13 protein-coding genes and 1 pseudogene are annotated in these 14,215 nt (G+C 42.4%); 2 read left to right on the top strand and 12 right to left on the bottom strand.

What is annotated here, in order from left to right; genetic code table 11:
* The first annotated feature begins 66 nt into the window (after positions 1-66).
* Positions 67-1,251, top strand: a complete 1,185-nt coding sequence (locus SORDD16_RS02915) for a cation diffusion facilitator family transporter (RefSeq protein WP_061452316.1) — start codon at positions 67-69, stop codon at positions 1,249-1,251.
* Positions 1,252-1,287: 36 nt separating this feature from the next.
* On the opposite strand, the gene SORDD16_RS02910 is transcribed toward SORDD16_RS02915, so the two are convergent.
* The 8 genes from SORDD16_RS02910 to cdaA all read right to left on the bottom strand — a co-directional run bounded on the left by SORDD16_RS02910 (position 1,288) and on the right by cdaA (position 9,595).
* Positions 1,288-3,159 carry an ABC-F family ATP-binding cassette domain-containing protein gene (locus SORDD16_RS02910; RefSeq protein ID WP_061452315.1) on the bottom strand — a complete coding sequence of 624 codons (1,872 nt, stop codon included), beginning with the start codon at positions 3,157-3,159 and terminating at the stop codon, positions 1,288-1,290.
* Positions 3,156-4,355, bottom strand: coding sequence for a CCA tRNA nucleotidyltransferase (locus SORDD16_RS02905; protein WP_081215119.1), 1,200 nt, complete (start codon positions 4,353-4,355; stop codon positions 3,156-3,158). Before SORDD16_RS02905 ends, SORDD16_RS02910 begins: the two co-directional genes overlap by 4 nt.
* Positions 4,352-5,119, bottom strand: a complete 768-nt coding sequence (gene dapB, locus SORDD16_RS02900) for a 4-hydroxy-tetrahydrodipicolinate reductase (protein ID WP_061452313.1) — start codon at positions 5,117-5,119, stop codon at positions 4,352-4,354. Before dapB ends, SORDD16_RS02905 begins: the two co-directional genes overlap by 4 nt.
* Before the next feature lie 152 nt (positions 5,120-5,271).
* Entirely contained in the window at positions 5,272-6,120 is an 849-nt protein-coding gene (locus tag SORDD16_RS02895; protein WP_061452312.1) for a DegV family protein, read from the bottom strand.
* A gap of 2 nt (positions 6,121-6,122) precedes the next feature.
* The gene (locus tag SORDD16_RS02890; protein WP_001050092.1) at positions 6,123-6,497 is read right to left on the bottom strand and encodes a DUF1149 family protein; all 375 of its coding nucleotides are present in this window, start codon (positions 6,495-6,497) and stop codon (positions 6,123-6,125) included.
* 73 nt (positions 6,498-6,570) lie between these two features.
* Positions 6,571-7,923 (bottom strand): phosphoglucosamine mutase, encoded by a 1,353-nt coding sequence (gene glmM / locus SORDD16_RS02885; RefSeq protein ID WP_061452630.1) that lies wholly within the window; start codon positions 7,921-7,923, stop codon positions 6,571-6,573.
* A gap of 30 nt (positions 7,924-7,953) precedes the next feature.
* Positions 7,954-8,751: a CdaR family protein gene (locus SORDD16_RS02880; protein ID WP_061452311.1), complete on the bottom strand. Its 798-nt coding sequence runs from the start codon at positions 8,749-8,751 to the stop codon at positions 7,954-7,956.
* Positions 8,738-9,595 (bottom strand): diadenylate cyclase CdaA, encoded by an 858-nt coding sequence (gene cdaA, locus SORDD16_RS02875; RefSeq protein ID WP_061452629.1) that lies wholly within the window; start codon positions 9,593-9,595, stop codon positions 8,738-8,740. Before cdaA ends, SORDD16_RS02880 begins: the two co-directional genes overlap by 14 nt.
* Before the next feature lie 136 nt (positions 9,596-9,731).
* Between cdaA and SORDD16_RS02870 the strand changes: the two genes are divergently transcribed.
* The gene (locus tag SORDD16_RS02870) at positions 9,732-10,700 is read left to right on the top strand and encodes an NAD(P)/FAD-dependent oxidoreductase (RefSeq protein ID WP_061452310.1); all 969 of its coding nucleotides are present in this window, start codon (positions 9,732-9,734) and stop codon (positions 10,698-10,700) included.
* Positions 10,701-11,265: 565 nt separating this feature from the next.
* On the opposite strand, the gene ftsX is transcribed toward SORDD16_RS02870, so the two are convergent.
* From ftsX to SORDD16_RS11515, 4 genes and pseudogenes are all read right to left on the bottom strand, one after another.
* Entirely contained in the window at positions 11,266-12,192 is a 927-nt protein-coding gene (ftsX, locus tag SORDD16_RS02860) for a permease-like cell division protein FtsX (protein WP_061452628.1), read from the bottom strand.
* Entirely contained in the window at positions 12,185-12,877 is a 693-nt protein-coding gene (gene ftsE, locus SORDD16_RS02855; RefSeq protein WP_061452309.1) for a cell division ATP-binding protein FtsE, read from the bottom strand. The genes ftsX and ftsE overlap by 8 nt, the downstream gene beginning before the upstream one ends.
* Positions 12,878-12,895: 18 nt before the next feature.
* A protein-coding gene (prfB, locus tag SORDD16_RS02850) for a peptide chain release factor 2 (protein WP_128973453.1) occupies positions 12,896-13,991 on the bottom strand; the annotation gives its coding sequence in 2 pieces (ribosomal slippage) (positions 12,896-13,918 and positions 13,920-13,991; 1,095 coding nt in all).
* A gap of 111 nt (positions 13,992-14,102) precedes the next feature.
* Positions 14,103-14,215 (bottom strand): annotated as a pseudogene (locus SORDD16_RS11515) (acetoin utilization protein); the annotation flags it as partial.

The raw sequence follows: 14,215 nt of genomic DNA, 5'->3' as shown, positions 1-14,215 counted from the left end.
TCATTTGAATTTTCCTTTGAAAACCAGTATAATGGTAGAATACTATATGACTAGAAAGGAAGCTGAATGAAACAACCTGTCTCAAACCTCAAACTGGCCGAACGGGGAGCCATCATTAGCATTTTGGCCTATTTGGTCTTATCGGCTGCCAAGTTAGCGACAGGCCATCTCCTATCCTCCTCCAGTTTGGTGGCAGATGGTTTTAACAACGTATCTGATATTATCGGAAATGTAGCTCTCTTGATCGGGATTCGGATGGCGCGCCAGCCAGCTGATCAGGACCATCGTTTTGGTCACTGGAAGATTGAAGATTTGGCTAGTCTCATTACTTCCATCATCATGTTTTATGTAGGGTTTGATGTCCTTCGTGACACCATCCAAAAAATCCTCAGTCAAGAGGAAGCTGTTATTGATCCACTGGGGGCCATTCTTGGAGTGATCTCAGCTGCAGTCATGTTTTTGGTCTACCTCTACAATACCCAGCTCAGCAAAAAATCCAAGTCCAATGCCCTCAAGGCGGCTGCCAAGGATAATTTATCAGACGCTGTGACATCCATTGGGACTTCCATTGCTATTTTAGCTAGTAGTCTCAACTACCCGATTGTCGATAAGTTGGTAGCTATTGTCATTACCTTCTTCATTCTCAAAACAGCCTACGATATCTTTATGGAATCCTCCTTTAGCTTATCAGACGGTTTTGACGACAGTCTTCTGGATCAGTATCAGGCAGCCATTTTAGAGATTCCAAAGATTAGCAAGGTCAAATCCCAACGGGGCCGCACATACGGCAGCAACATTTATCTGGACATTACCCTAGAGATGAATCCCGACCTATCTGTTTACGAGAGTCATGAAATTGCCGATCAGGTCGAATCCATGCTGGAAGAGCGCTTTGGGGTTTTTGATACCGATATTCACATCGAACCAGCCCCCATTCCGGAAGATGAAATTTTAGATAATGTCTATCGAAAACTTCTCATGAGGGAGCAATTGATTGACCAAGGAAATCAGCTAGAAGAACTCCTAGCCGAAGACTTTGTCTATATTCGCCAGAATGGCCAGCAGTTAGATAAACAAGCCTACAAGGCTGAAAAAGAACTGGCTGCTGCTATTCAGGACTTCCAACTGACCTCCATCAGTCAGAAAACCAAGCTCATCTGCTATGAGCTAGATGGCATCGTCCACACCAGTATCTGGCGCCGCCATGAGACTTGGCAAAACATCTTCCACCAAGAAACTAAAAAAGAATAGAGAAATCCTGTCATGAGACGGGATTTTTCTATTCTTCTAGCTATCAAATTCACTTAGATACTCATAGCGTTCATACTTTTCAAGGAGTTCTTCGTTTTTCTCCTCTAGCTCTTTTTGAAGAGTGGCTAGCTTACCAAAATCAGAGCCATTTGCTTGCATCTCCTCTTCAATAGCAGCGATACGATTTTCCAAGGTTTCAATATCTTCTTCAATGCTTGCCCACTCTTGCTTTTCTTGGTAGGTCATGCGTTTCTTGTCTTCACGGACTTTGACCACTTTCTCCTTTTCGGCCTTTTGCACTTGATTAGCCATCTCTGTTTCAAAGGCTTTTTCATCAAGATAGTCGGTGTAATGACCAAAGAAAGGACGAATCTTGCCATCCTCAAAAGCAAGAATCTTAGTTGCTACCTTATCCAAGAAATAGCGATCATGGCTAACTGTCAAGACGGGACCTGCAAAGCCTTGCAAGAAATTCTCCAAAACTGTCAAAGTCGCAATGTCTAAGTCATTTGTCGGCTCGTCCAAAAGAAGAACATTTGGTTTTTCAAGAAGCAGTTTGAGAAGATAAAGGCGTTTTTTCTCTCCACCAGACAACTTCTCAATCAAGGTACCATGGGTCGAACGTGGGAAGAGGAACTGCTCCAGCAACTCCGCAATCGAAGTCGTCGTGCCACCACTGGTCTTGACCTCTTCTGCTACTTCCTGCAAGTAATTGATAACGCGCTTGCTTTCATCCAAGCCCTCAATTTGCTGAGAGAAATAGGCGATGCGAACCGTCTCACCGATGATCACTTGACCTTTAGTCGGCTCAAGACTTCCTGCGATGAGATTAAGCAGAGTTGACTTCCCCACACCATTATCCCCAACGATTCCAATACGGTCTTTAGCTTGCACTAAGAGATTAAAATCTTTCAAAATGGGCTTGTTCTCATAAGCAAAGGAAACATTCTGAAACTCGATGACTTTTTTCCCAATCCGACTGGTTTCAAAGTTCATGGTCAAGTCTGTTTCAGCAACACCGCCTGAAACTTCTTTTTTCAAGTCATGGAAACGATTGATACGAGCCTGTTGCTTGGTCGCACGCGCCTGCGGTTGTCTACGCATCCAGGCCAGTTCTTGTTTGTAGAGTTGCTCTTTCTTGTGGAGAAGGGCAACGTCACGCTCATCTTGTTCCGCCTTGAGACGAACATAGTCCTGATAATTTCCCTGATACTCGGTCAAGCCTGCTCGGTCCAACTCGAAAATCCGTGTTGACAACGCATCTAGGAAATAACGATCATGGGTGATAAAGAGAACGGTTTTCTTGGAACTTTTCAAAAAAAGGGTCAGCCACTCAATAGTCGCAATATCCAGATGGTTGGTTGGCTCATCCAACAGCAAGAGGTCGTGATTGCCAAGTAAGACTTGCGCCAACTGAACACGTCTTCTCAAACCACCTGATAATTCACCAACTGGAGTCGACAAGTCCTGAATACCCAATTTACTGAGAACCGTCTTGACCTGGCTCTCGATTTCCCAAGCTTGGAGAGAATCCATCTCTGCCATGACCCGTTCCAAATGAGCCTGCTTGTCCTCACTGTAGTTGAGCATGATTAACTCATACTCACGAATGAGCTGAATTTCCTTGAGGTCGCTGGAAAGAACCGTATCCAAGACCGTCTTGCTATCATCAAAATCAGGATCCTGGGTCAAGTAACCAATCTGGTAATCATTCTTAGATGAAAAGGGACTGACATCCCCATCAAAGCCAGAAACACCAGAAAGAACATCTAAAAGGGTAGTCTTACCCGTTCCATTGACACCGATTAGACCGATTCTGTCTAGGTCATGGATGATAAAGGAAATATCCTTAAAAATGGTCTTGTCTCCGACGGATTTGCTTAATTTTTCAACGATAAAATCACTCATTTTTTCTCCCTCAGGTAAGCATGGATAGCTTGACGGTCATTTTCCAATTCTCCATCGACAATGGCAAACTCAATCTCTGTTAAAATTTCTCCCAAGTCTGGTCCTGGCTGGTAACCATATTCCTTGATTAAAACACCACCGTTAATCTGGATTTCTTTCTTATCATGAATGGTCAAACTCTGATAGGTTTCTTTGATGGCTTGTGGGTTAACTTCTTTTCCTTGAGCCTGACGAAGACTTTCAGCTTGTAGAAGGGAATCCAAGTCAAAGCGGTAACAATCGCGCTTGCTCAGCTCTCCTTCTTCTCGCAAAGCCAAAATGGTCAGCAAATCCTGAACCTGCTTGGCAAATTGGCGCGAGGTCTTCCAAGCCTTCAAAAAGGGCTGCGCATTTTTAATCTCCAAAGCCCACAACAGAGCTACCCAGGCTTGTTCAGAAGATTCAAAAGTGAAATCAGTCTCCAAATCAAACAGTCTATTGAGCTTGTCTTGGCTTCCTACCATATCTGGAAGATAGTTATAAGCTTGACTCTCAATCATGGAAGACAGACCAACTCGCCAAAAAGGTGCCAGCAAGAGTTTATCAAACTCAATAAAGATGCGCTCCACAGAAATTTTCTCCAAGAGTGGCGTCAAAGTCTTCATCGCTTTAAATGTTTCTTGCTCAAGTTTAAAACCAAGACTGGCTTGAAAACGGAAACCACGCATAATTCGCAAAGCATCTTCATTGAAACGCTCACTAGCCACTCCAACTGCTCGTAAGATTTGGTTTTTCAAATCTTCTAAACCATGGAACAAGTCAATGATTTCGCCTGTCTCATCCAAGGCAAAGGCATTGACTGTGAAATCTCGGCGTTTGAGGTCTTCTTCTAGCGAACGCACAAAGGAAACCGCACTGGGTCTGCGATAGTCCACATAGACATCCTCTGTTCGAAAGGTCGTCACCTCATATTCCTCGTCCCCATCTAAAACCAAGACGGTTCCGTGCTCAATTCCAATATCGGCTGTTCGCAGAAAAATCTGCTTGGTCTCCTCTGGATAGGAAGAAGTCGCGATATCCACATCATGGATGGGACGATTGAGGAGGGCATCTCGAACAGATCCCCCAACAAAATAGGCTTCAAAGCCTGCTTCTTTAATTTTTTCTAATACTGGTAAAGCCTTCTGAAATTCAGAAGGCATTTGCGTTAATCTCATAATAAGTGTTCTAATCCATAGACAAGCTCATGACGCTTGACAACTTCTTTGATTCCCAAATTCACCCCTGTCATGAAGGAGCTGCGATCATAGGAGTCATGACGGATGGTCAATCCTTCCCCCTGATTGCCAAAGATGACTTCTTGATGAGCTACCAAGCCTGGCAAACGAACTGAGTGGATGCGCATGCCATCAAAGTTAGCACCACGAGCACCCGCAATCAACTCTTCCTCATCAGGCGCACCTTGTTGGATTGATTCCCGAACTTCCGCCATCAACTCAGCCGTTTTAATGGCTGTTCCACTCGGAGCATCTTTTTTCTTATCATGATGGAGTTCGATAATCTCCACATTTGGGAAATATTTGGCAGCCTGCGCCGCAAATTGCATAAGCAAGACAGCTCCCAAAGCAAAGTTAGGGGCAATCAAGCCGCCCAAATCTTGTTCACGGGAAAATGCTTTTAGCTCTGCAATTTCTTCACTAGTAAAGCCAGTCGTTCCAACTACTGGAGCAAAGCCATTTTCAAGAGCAAAACGTGTATTTTCGTAGGCAACGGCTGGTGTAGTAAAATCTACCCAGACATCCGCTTCAAAACCAGCCAAATCAGCCTTATCATTGAATACAGGAATGCCTTTCCATTCTGATTCAGACTCAAAAGGATCCAAAACTGCTACTAAGTCTAAGTCAGGATCAGCCAAGACCATCTGACAAGCAGCTTGCCCCATCTTTCCCTTAAAACCGGCAATAATTACTCGAATACTCATCTCTACTCCTGTCTAAGATACAAAGGACGTTAGCTGCCCATGAAAAATAGGGAATGGCGCTGACTTTCCATGAAAGGCAAGACAGACATCTTTTTTCAAGAGGCAGGTAGGCCGTGTTCGATTGCTAAGATACAAAGCCTGTAAGAAACAATTTAGACGATTGGTGTATAGCTCAAGGCGATACTACCTTCTCCAAGGTGGGTCCCAATGACACTACCAAAGGTTTCAATTGGAATCTCCGCAGTCACACCACTCTCCATCAAAAGCTGACGTAAATCCGCTGCCTTTTGAGGAGCGTTCCCATGAATGACTGTTATACGGTAGTCCCCATCTTTTGTCAACTCTTTGATGATTTCCACCAAACGTTTGATTGCTTTCTTTTCTGTACGAACTTTTTCGTAAACTTCGATCACACCTTGGTCATTAAAGTAGAGGATAGGCTTGATACTGAGGAGATTTCCTAAGATAGCAGCCCCATTTGACAAACGTCCTCCCTTCACCAAGTGGTCGAGGTCATCTACTATGATAAAGGCTGAATTATCAGCAATTTGAAGAGCCAACTTCTCCTGAATCTGAGCAAAATCATCACCTTGCTCTGCCCATTCAAAGGCACTCTCCACCATAAATCCTAGAGGGGAGCTTGTGATATGGGTATCCGGAAAGGCAATGGTCAAGCCATCATACTCATCCAACATATATTGGATATTCTGATAAAAGCCTGAAATTCCTGACGAAAGAAAGAGTCCCAAGACATGAGTATAGCCTTCATCTTTCAAGGAACTTAGAATCTCATCCAATTTGGCAATACTTGGTTGACTAGTTTTAGGCAATTCTGCAGACTGAGCCATTTTTTGATAAAATTCCTCAGCAGTCAGATTGACACCTTCAACATACTCCTCCCCATCAATATTGACAGGAATATCCAAGACAAATAGATTCTCTCTTTGCAGCGTCTTCTCCTCTAAATAGGCTGAAGAATCTGTAATGACAGCTAATTTCATGACTAAAACTCCAAATTGATCCCTGGAAGATCCAGGGCGATTTCTGTTACTTCATACGTCAAACGATTGAGCATGTTCAAGCATGGACGTGCCAAGGTTTCGACTTCTTCTTGGTTAAATTCACTTGGTTCGTTGACAATGCGGCCTTCCACATGGTTAACTTGAGAAATTGTTCCGCTGATGACAAATTTGTCAAAAACAATCATGAAACTCAAGATAACGACTAAAGAAGTCACTTGGTTTTCTTGGTCATGTTGGAGTAACTGAAAGTTCACGTCTACCTTGGTTTCAGGGGCTCCATTTTCATTTTCCCATTCAAAGTTACGAGCATCAAAGTGATACTGGCTAACAAATTCTTGTTCTCGTTTAAGATTCATTTTTCTCTCCCATTGCTACAATTTACTATGCAATTGTACCACATTTTTATCATTTCATCTAGTTTTCTAGGCTTTAGTCAATTCCGATTTCATCTTTAACAACAGCAGCAATCGTATCTACATAGTAGTTAACTTCTTCTGTTGTAGGAGCTTCCGCCATGACGCGCAAGAGGGGTTCTGTTCCACTTGGGCGAACAAGGATACGACCGTTACCTGCCATCTCTTCTTCCATCTTTTCGATGATTGTCTTGATGGCTGGTACTTCCATGGCCTTTTCTTTCATGGCATTTTCCACTCGGATATTAACCAGTTTTTGTGGGTAAATCGTCACTTCTAATGCTAGTTGAGACAAGCTCTTGCCTGTTTCTTTCATGATTTTAGTCAATTGGACAGCTGATAATTGACCATCACCAGTTGTATTGTAGTCCATCAAGATAACGTGACCAGACTGTTCACCACCAAGGTTATAGCCTGATTTTCTCATTTCTTCGACGACATAGCGGTCACCAACTGCAGTGACTGCCTTGTTAATGCCAGCACTCTCCAAGGCCTTATGGAAGCCAAGGTTAGACATGACCGTTGTCACGATGGTGTTTTGAGCCAACTGGCCTTTTTCAGAAAGATATTTCCCGATGATGTACATGATTTTATCACCATCGACGATGTCGCCATTTTCATCAACAGCAATCAAACGGTCACTGTCTCCGTCAAAGGCCAAACCAATAGCTGACTGACTTTCTTTGACCACTTCTTGAAGAGCTTCTGGATGTGTAGAACCCACATTCAAGTTGATGTTAAGACCATCTGGTGTTTCGCCGATAACCGTCAACTGGGCACCGAGATCAACGAAAATTTGACGGGCACTTGTAGACGCTGCACCGTTCGCTGTGTCTAAGGCCACTTTCATTCCTTCAAGAGGAGTTCCAGTTGAAACAAGGTAGCCTTCATACTTACGTAAGCCTTCAGGGTAATCCACCAAGGTTCCCAAACCTTCCGCACTTGGACGTGGAAGAGTGTCTTCTGTAGCATCTAGCAAGGCTTCGATTTCTGCTTCTTTTTCATCATCAAGTTTGAAACCATCCCCACCAAAGAACTTAATCCCATTATCAAGGGCTGGATTGTGGCTAGCGGAAATCATGACACCTGCACTGGCTCCCTCTGTTTTTACCAAGTAAGCTACTGCTGGTGTTGCAAGAACACCGAGTTTGTAGACATGAATCCCTACAGAGAGGAGACCTGCCACCAAGGCAGATTCTAGCATTTCTCCTGAGATACGTGTATCACGTCCTACAAAGACTTTAGGAGCTTCCGTTTCGTGTTGGCTAAGGACATATCCACCAAAACGACCCAATTTAAAGGCCAATTCTGGTGTCAGTTCTACGTTTGCTTCTCCACGGACTCCATCGGTCCCAAAATATTTACCCATTTTGTTAATCATCCTTTTCTACTATTTTGTTTATTCTTGTTTAGACGAGTCTGGTTTCGTTTCTGAACTCGTTGAAGACGAACTGCTGGTTGAAGAGCCCGTTGACGAGATCGTCGACGAAGAACTCGAGCTAGACGATACTGTTTTGGTTGTAATTTTCATTGTAGTGTCAAATGGCATAATGACGCTTGGCAAGACATTTCCATTTTTATCAACTGCTTGTAGTGGAACAGAGGCCGAGTAGTTACCTGTTATCCGTTCACTCGTCGGTAAGATGGCAATAACACGATCTACTCTAGAGAGAGTCTCCTCATCACTAATAACCGTTACTTTTTCATCTGACACAGTGACTGTATCAATTTTCACACGAGAATCAATCTGGCTAGGGTCAATCTCCGGCACAACAATTACATTATCTCGTTTTGCTTTTTTACCAACCTTCACTGTTATCTTTTGCGGTGTCGCAACAGCCGTCAAACCATTAGGGAGGTTCTCAACCGTTAATGGTACCTCAGTAGTTCCTTCTCCAGCACCAGTCAAATCAGCCGTTACTTTAAATTTTCTTGTGCTTTCTTGCATTTCACTCGCCAAAGCAACTCTGTTTGACCCTGTTAGAAAGACAGTCACCTCTGAAGTGAACCCACTGATAAAGTACTGTTCACTATCATACTTTATATCAATTGGTACATTTAGTACTGTATTAGTATAGGTTTCTGTTCGCACTTGTCTGGCACTATTGCTATTCTGGTAGTTTGTTGAAGTCGCATAGATAAAGAGAATGCAAGCGAAAAAGAAGGAAGAAATAATATAAAGACTATTTTTTCTCATGTTTCCATCCTCCTAGTAAGCGCTCTTTCAGACCATGTTTTTCCTCTGATGTTGGAAGCAGGATTCCTCTCAATTCAGATTCAAACTCTTCCAAGGTCAAATCGTGCTTAAAGACTCCATTATAGGTGATGGAGATTCCACCCGTTTCTTCCGAAACCACAAAGGTAAGAGCATCTGATACTTCCGACAAACCAATCGCCGCTCTATGACGAGTTCCAAATTCCTTGGAAATCCCCGTATTTTCAGTTAGTGGCAGATAGGCTGAGGTGACGGCAATCCGATCTTCTCGGATAATGACTGCACCATCATGCAAGGGAGTGTTGGGAATAAAGATATTGATGAGCAATTCAGCTGAAATCTTTGCATCTAGGGGAATCCCCGTCGAGATGTATTCCTGCAAGGTTCTCACTCGCTGCACTGCTACCAGAGCACCAATCTTACGCGGACTCATGTATTCGACTGATTTCACAAAGGCACGAATCATCTGCTCTTCTGCACTAATCGGAGCATTGGAAAAGAAATCCGTTGCCCGGCCCAACCGCTCTAGACCCGTCCGAATCTCTGGTGAAAAGATAACCACTGCTGCAATGACCCCATAGGTGATGATTTGATTGATCAACCAAGAAATGGTCGTTAAACCAATCATATTAGAGAGAATTTGGGCTAGAATGAAGACCAAAACTCCCCGAACCAAGATCATGATTTTGGTACCTGCAATTGCCTTTGTAAAATGATACAAAATATAAGTCACAATCAGAATATCAATCAGATTGGTGACTATACTCCAAGGGCTTGAAAACAAACTCGTCCAGTATTGCAAGTTGGAAAATTGCTGAAAATTCATCCCTAGTTCCCTCCCTATCAAAACACGTTCCGTCTTATTATACCATTTTTTGCCCATTTTTTCCCTATCCTGCTTCATTTTAATTTGATTAAAAATATGATAAAATAAACTGACTAGAAAAAACGAAGGAGAAATCATGTCCCAACTCTATGATATTACCATTGTAGGTGGCGGTCCTGTCGGCCTCTTTGCTGCCTTTTACGCCCATCTACGCCAAGCCAAAGTCCAAATCATCGACTCTCTTCCCCAGCTCGGTGGCCAACCAGCCATCCTCTACCCTGAAAAGCAAATCCTTGATGTGCCAGGTTTCCCAAACCTTACTGGAGAAGAGTTAACCAATCGCTTGATTGAGCAGCTAAACGGATTTGAAACACCTGTTCACCTCAACGAAACCGTTCTTGAAATCGAGAAACAAGATCAAGGATTTACCATCACAACCAACAAGGGAAGCCACCTGACCAAAACCGTTATCATTGCTATGGGTGGTGGCGCCTTCAAACCACGTCCACTTGAATTAGAGGGTGTTGAGGATTATGAAAACATCCACTACCACGTTTCCAACATCCATCAATACGCTGGCAAGAAAGTAACCATCCTTGGCGGGGGAGACTCAGCTGTTGACTGGGCTCTAGCTTTTGAAAAAATTGCGCCAACTACCCTTGTTCACCGTCGAGATAACTTCCGCGCCTTAGAACATAGTGTGCAAGCCCTACAAGAATCATCTGTAACCATCAAGACACCGTTCGTTCCTAGCCAACTTATCGGAGATGGAAAAACCCTTGACAAACTAGAAATCACCAAAGTCAAATCAGATGAAACCGAAACTATCGAAGTAGACCATCTCTTTGTCAACTATGGTTTCAAATCATCTGTTGGCAATCTTAAAAATTGGGGGCTGGACCTCAACCGTCACAAGATTATCGTCAATAGCAAGCAAGAATCTAGCCAAGCAGGTATCTATGCCATCGGGGACTGCTGTTACTATGAAGGTAAAATTGATTTGATTGCGACAGGACTGGGTGAAGCTCCAACTGCTGTCAACAATGCCATTAACTACATCGACCCAGAACAAAAAGTTCAACCCAAACACTCGACCAGTTTATAAGAAAAGAACCACGTATCAACTGATTCGTGGTTTTACAATTCATCTAAACTCCCTGATTTTTAAGTTTCCTATCTTTACTCCTACAACACTTTCTCGTATTCTTTCTTTTTGCTGTCTATGGTTTCAATAACTTTTGAGGCAAACTCGCCCTTCATAGATATATCAATTTTATGATTTACTGCGCTTAGACTTTCTTGAATACCCTGAATTGTCAATTGCGTGTTTTTCTTTGCCTCTTGTTCAATTTTGCTAATCTCATTCAGCAGGAGCTAATATACGCTTAACAAATAACCGTTCAATTTCTTTTTTTATACTCGATTAAAATCAAAGTGCACTTTTTATTAACAAACTGCTTAATAATACATAGCCCAAGTATATCCTTGGAAATTTACCGTTTCTTATAGACATTGCCTTTCTAGGAAAGCAATGAAATTCCTCTTAAAAATTATAATATACATGCTGGCGAAGAAATTATTCTCTTTTTGATTTTAATGAGTATTAGATGAAAAAAGGCAGATGAAACATCTACCTTTTAAGTACTTTTAAACTAATCCATCGATATTTTTTAAATCTTCAAAAACCGACGCATTGAAATTCCTGAACCAATGGAGCCAATGAAAATTCCAATTATAAATAACAGAACGGTCATCAAAGGAACAAACACATCTGGTGTAATCATTGACAAGTTTTGACCTACCAAGGATTTATTAACAGATTGATAAACCATATTGTAGATAAAGAATACAAGGACTGAAGGAATAGCTGCACCCAATAGACCAATAAATGCACCTTCCAGCAGGAATGGCCCACGAATATAACCATTCTTAGCACCTACCAGACGCATAATCTGAATCTCGCGGCTGCGCGAAATAATGGTGATGCGGATGGTATTGGAAATCAAGAAGACTGCAATAAAAATCAAGAGCCCTGCAATAACCAATCCCCAAACACGGATAAAGGAAGCTAATTCGAAAAGTCGTTGAGTGTTGGCTCCACCATCTTGAACTTCTGACACTCCTTCAATTTTCTTCGCTTCTTCCGCTACTGTTTTAACATCACTCGGAGTATTTGTATCAACGATATAGGCATCATAGAGAGGATTCGCATCCCCTTCAAAGACTTTCCAATCGTCCCCCATCGTTTCTGTCAGTTTTTCGTACTGTTCTTCTTTACTTGAGAAGGTAACACTCTTAACAGCAGGCATCGCCTTCAAAGCATCATATACCTTGTGGTAGTCATTATTTGTGACTGTCTGACCTTCCTTTTCGATCGTTTCGCTATTGTCCGCTACATCCTTACGAATGTAGACCATAACGCGAACGTTGTTTTCAATATCGGTAGCCAGTTTTGCTGTATTAAAAATTACAGATGCAAACAGAGCAACGAGTGTCAAGGTAATCATAACCGAACTTACTGCCGCTACTGTCATCCAGCCATTTCGCTTTAAACTTTTTAATGATTCAAATAAATGGCGAAAAAATCTACTAATCATCGTATCCATATTCTCCTTTAGCTTCGTCACGAACGACACGGCCATTTTCAATGGCAATGACACGGTGGCGCAAGGTATTTACAATTTGACTATTGTGAGTCGCCATCAAGACAGTCGTACCTTGGAGATTGATGCGTTCCAACAGATTCATAATTTCCCAAGAATTATCTGGGTCCAAGTTTCCTGTCGGCTCATCGGCAATCAATACTTTAGGATTGTTGACAATCGCACGAGCAATCGCAATCCGTTGCTGCTCTCCACCTGATAGTTCATTAGGGAAAGAGCGAACCTTGTGTTTCAAACCGACCAAGTCCAAGACTTCCATAACCCGTTTCTTAATATTGCGACGGTTCTCTCCGATAACTTCCATTGCGTAAGCAATATTTTCATAAACGGTTTTCTTTGGCAAGAGTTTGTAGTCTTGGAAGACTACCCCAACACTACGACGGAGCAGAGGGACGTCTTTCTTCTTGATTTTAACTAGATTAAAGCCTGCTACCTTTAAACCGCCTTTTTCGACTTTTACTTCTCGATATAAAGCTCGAATAAAAGTAGACTTCCCTGCCCCAGAAGGACCTACGATATAGGCAAACTCTCCTGGTTCAATGGTAACAGAGACTCCACGTAGGGCAGTCGTTCCGTTATCGTATTTTTTGACAACATCTCGCATTTCAATGATTGACATGTGAGTTCCTTTCTATTCTTAGCTAATTCGCCACTTGAGATAGGCATCGATGAAACCATCAAGATCTCCATCCATGACCTTATCTACCTGAGCAACTTCAAAGCTCGTACGATGATCTTTTACCATAGTATAAGGTGTGAAGACATAAGAACGAATCTGACTTCCCCAAGTGATTTCTTTTTTCTCACCTTTGAGGGAATCGACTTCCGCAGCTTTCTTTTCTTGCTCCATTTGATAGAGCTTAGCCTGCAACATCTTCATGGCACGATCTCTATTTCCATATTGGGTACGATCCACTGTTGATTGAACAACAGTCCCAGTTGGAATGTGTGTTAAACGTACACCTGTTGAAACCTTATTGACGTTTTGTCCACCAGCTCCACCTGAACGGAAGGTATCCATTTTGATATCATCTTCACGGATTTCTACTTCAATGGTATCATCCAACTCAGGCATAACCTCTACGGATGTAAATGAAGTATGGCGGCGTTTGGCAGAGTCAAATGGAGAAATACGTACCAAACGGTGAACACCCATTTCTGATTTGAGAAGGCCATAAGCATTTGGACCTTCAAAAGACAGGGTCACAGATTTGATACCCGCTTCATCACCAGCCTGGTAATCCAAGACTTCTACTTTAAAGCCTTTGGCATTCCCATAACGAGTGTACATACGGAGCAACATATCACCCCAGTCCTGAGCCTCTGTACCTCCAGAACCTGGATGAATTTCCAAGATTGCATTATTATGGTCATAAGGTTCTGACAAGAGAAGCGTCATCTCGTAACTGGTCATCATCTTATCCAGTTCTGTCAACTGTTCTACTAGTTCATCATGCACTGACTCATCTTCTGCTAAAAAGTCCAATAAAATTTCAACTTCATCCTGCAACTCCTCCATCTTGCGGAAGGTGGTGTAGGTGTTTTTTAATTCATTTAATTCTTGCGACGTTTTTTGAGCCGCGATATTATCGTTCCAAAACTCAGGTTCTGTCATCTTGTTTTCCAAGATGGCAATCTCTTCCTCTAGTCCTTCGAGGTCAAAGAGACCCCCTGAAAGAAGCTAATTTTTCACGATTTGCGTCAATTTTTTGACGAATTTCTGAAATGTCCATAAATACTCCTTTATTCACATCGTTTTATTATACCACATTCTCTCATTTCTTTCCATATTTTGCTTGTTATTTCAAATTGTATACAAAAAAGAGGGCTTTCACCCTCCATATTTATAACTTTTTAGCAGAGGTTCGAGTAATTTCCTCTACTTGGATACCTTGCGCTTCAAATTTCTCCTTCAGAGAAGTCAAATCACCTGTTCCATCAATTTGAACCTCAATCA

Source organism: Streptococcus oralis, assembly GCF_001578945.1.
Classification (GTDB): domain Bacteria; phylum Bacillota; class Bacilli; order Lactobacillales; family Streptococcaceae; genus Streptococcus; species Streptococcus oralis_Q.
Note: the sequence above shows the minus strand (reverse complement) of the source record. Positions and strands in the feature narration are given on the sequence as shown.

Bases quoted from the DNA above. Each gene is read 5' to 3' on its own strand.
- SORDD16_RS02915 (WP_061452316.1), top strand. From the start codon at position 67: ATGAAACAACCTGTCTCAAACCTCAAACTGGCCGAACGGGGAGCCATC.
- SORDD16_RS02910 (WP_061452315.1), bottom strand. From the start codon at position 3,159: ATGAGTGATTTTATCGTTGAAAAATTAAGCAAATCCGTCGGAGACAAG.
- SORDD16_RS02905 (WP_081215119.1), bottom strand. From the start codon at position 4,355: ATGAGATTAACGCAAATGCCTTCTGAATTTCAGAAGGCTTTACCAGTA.
- dapB (WP_061452313.1), bottom strand. From the start codon at position 5,119: ATGAGTATTCGAGTAATTATTGCCGGTTTTAAGGGAAAGATGGGGCAA.
- SORDD16_RS02895 (WP_061452312.1), bottom strand. From the start codon at position 6,120: ATGAAATTAGCTGTCATTACAGATTCTTCAGCCTATTTAGAGGAGAAG.
- SORDD16_RS02890 (WP_001050092.1), bottom strand. From the start codon at position 6,497: ATGAATCTTAAACGAGAACAAGAATTTGTTAGCCAGTATCACTTTGAT.
- glmM (WP_061452630.1), bottom strand. From the start codon at position 7,923: ATGGGTAAATATTTTGGGACCGATGGAGTCCGTGGAGAAGCAAACGTA.
- SORDD16_RS02880 (WP_061452311.1), bottom strand. From the start codon at position 8,751: ATGAGAAAAAATAGTCTTTATATTATTTCTTCCTTCTTTTTCGCTTGC.
- cdaA (WP_061452629.1), bottom strand. From the start codon at position 9,595: ATGAATTTTCAGCAATTTTCCAACTTGCAATACTGGACGAGTTTGTTT.
- SORDD16_RS02870 (WP_061452310.1), top strand. From the start codon at position 9,732: ATGTCCCAACTCTATGATATTACCATTGTAGGTGGCGGTCCTGTCGGC.
- ftsX (WP_061452628.1), bottom strand. From the start codon at position 12,192: ATGATTAGTAGATTTTTTCGCCATTTATTTGAATCATTAAAAAGTTTA.
- ftsE (WP_061452309.1), bottom strand. From the start codon at position 12,877: ATGTCAATCATTGAAATGCGAGATGTTGTCAAAAAATACGATAACGGA.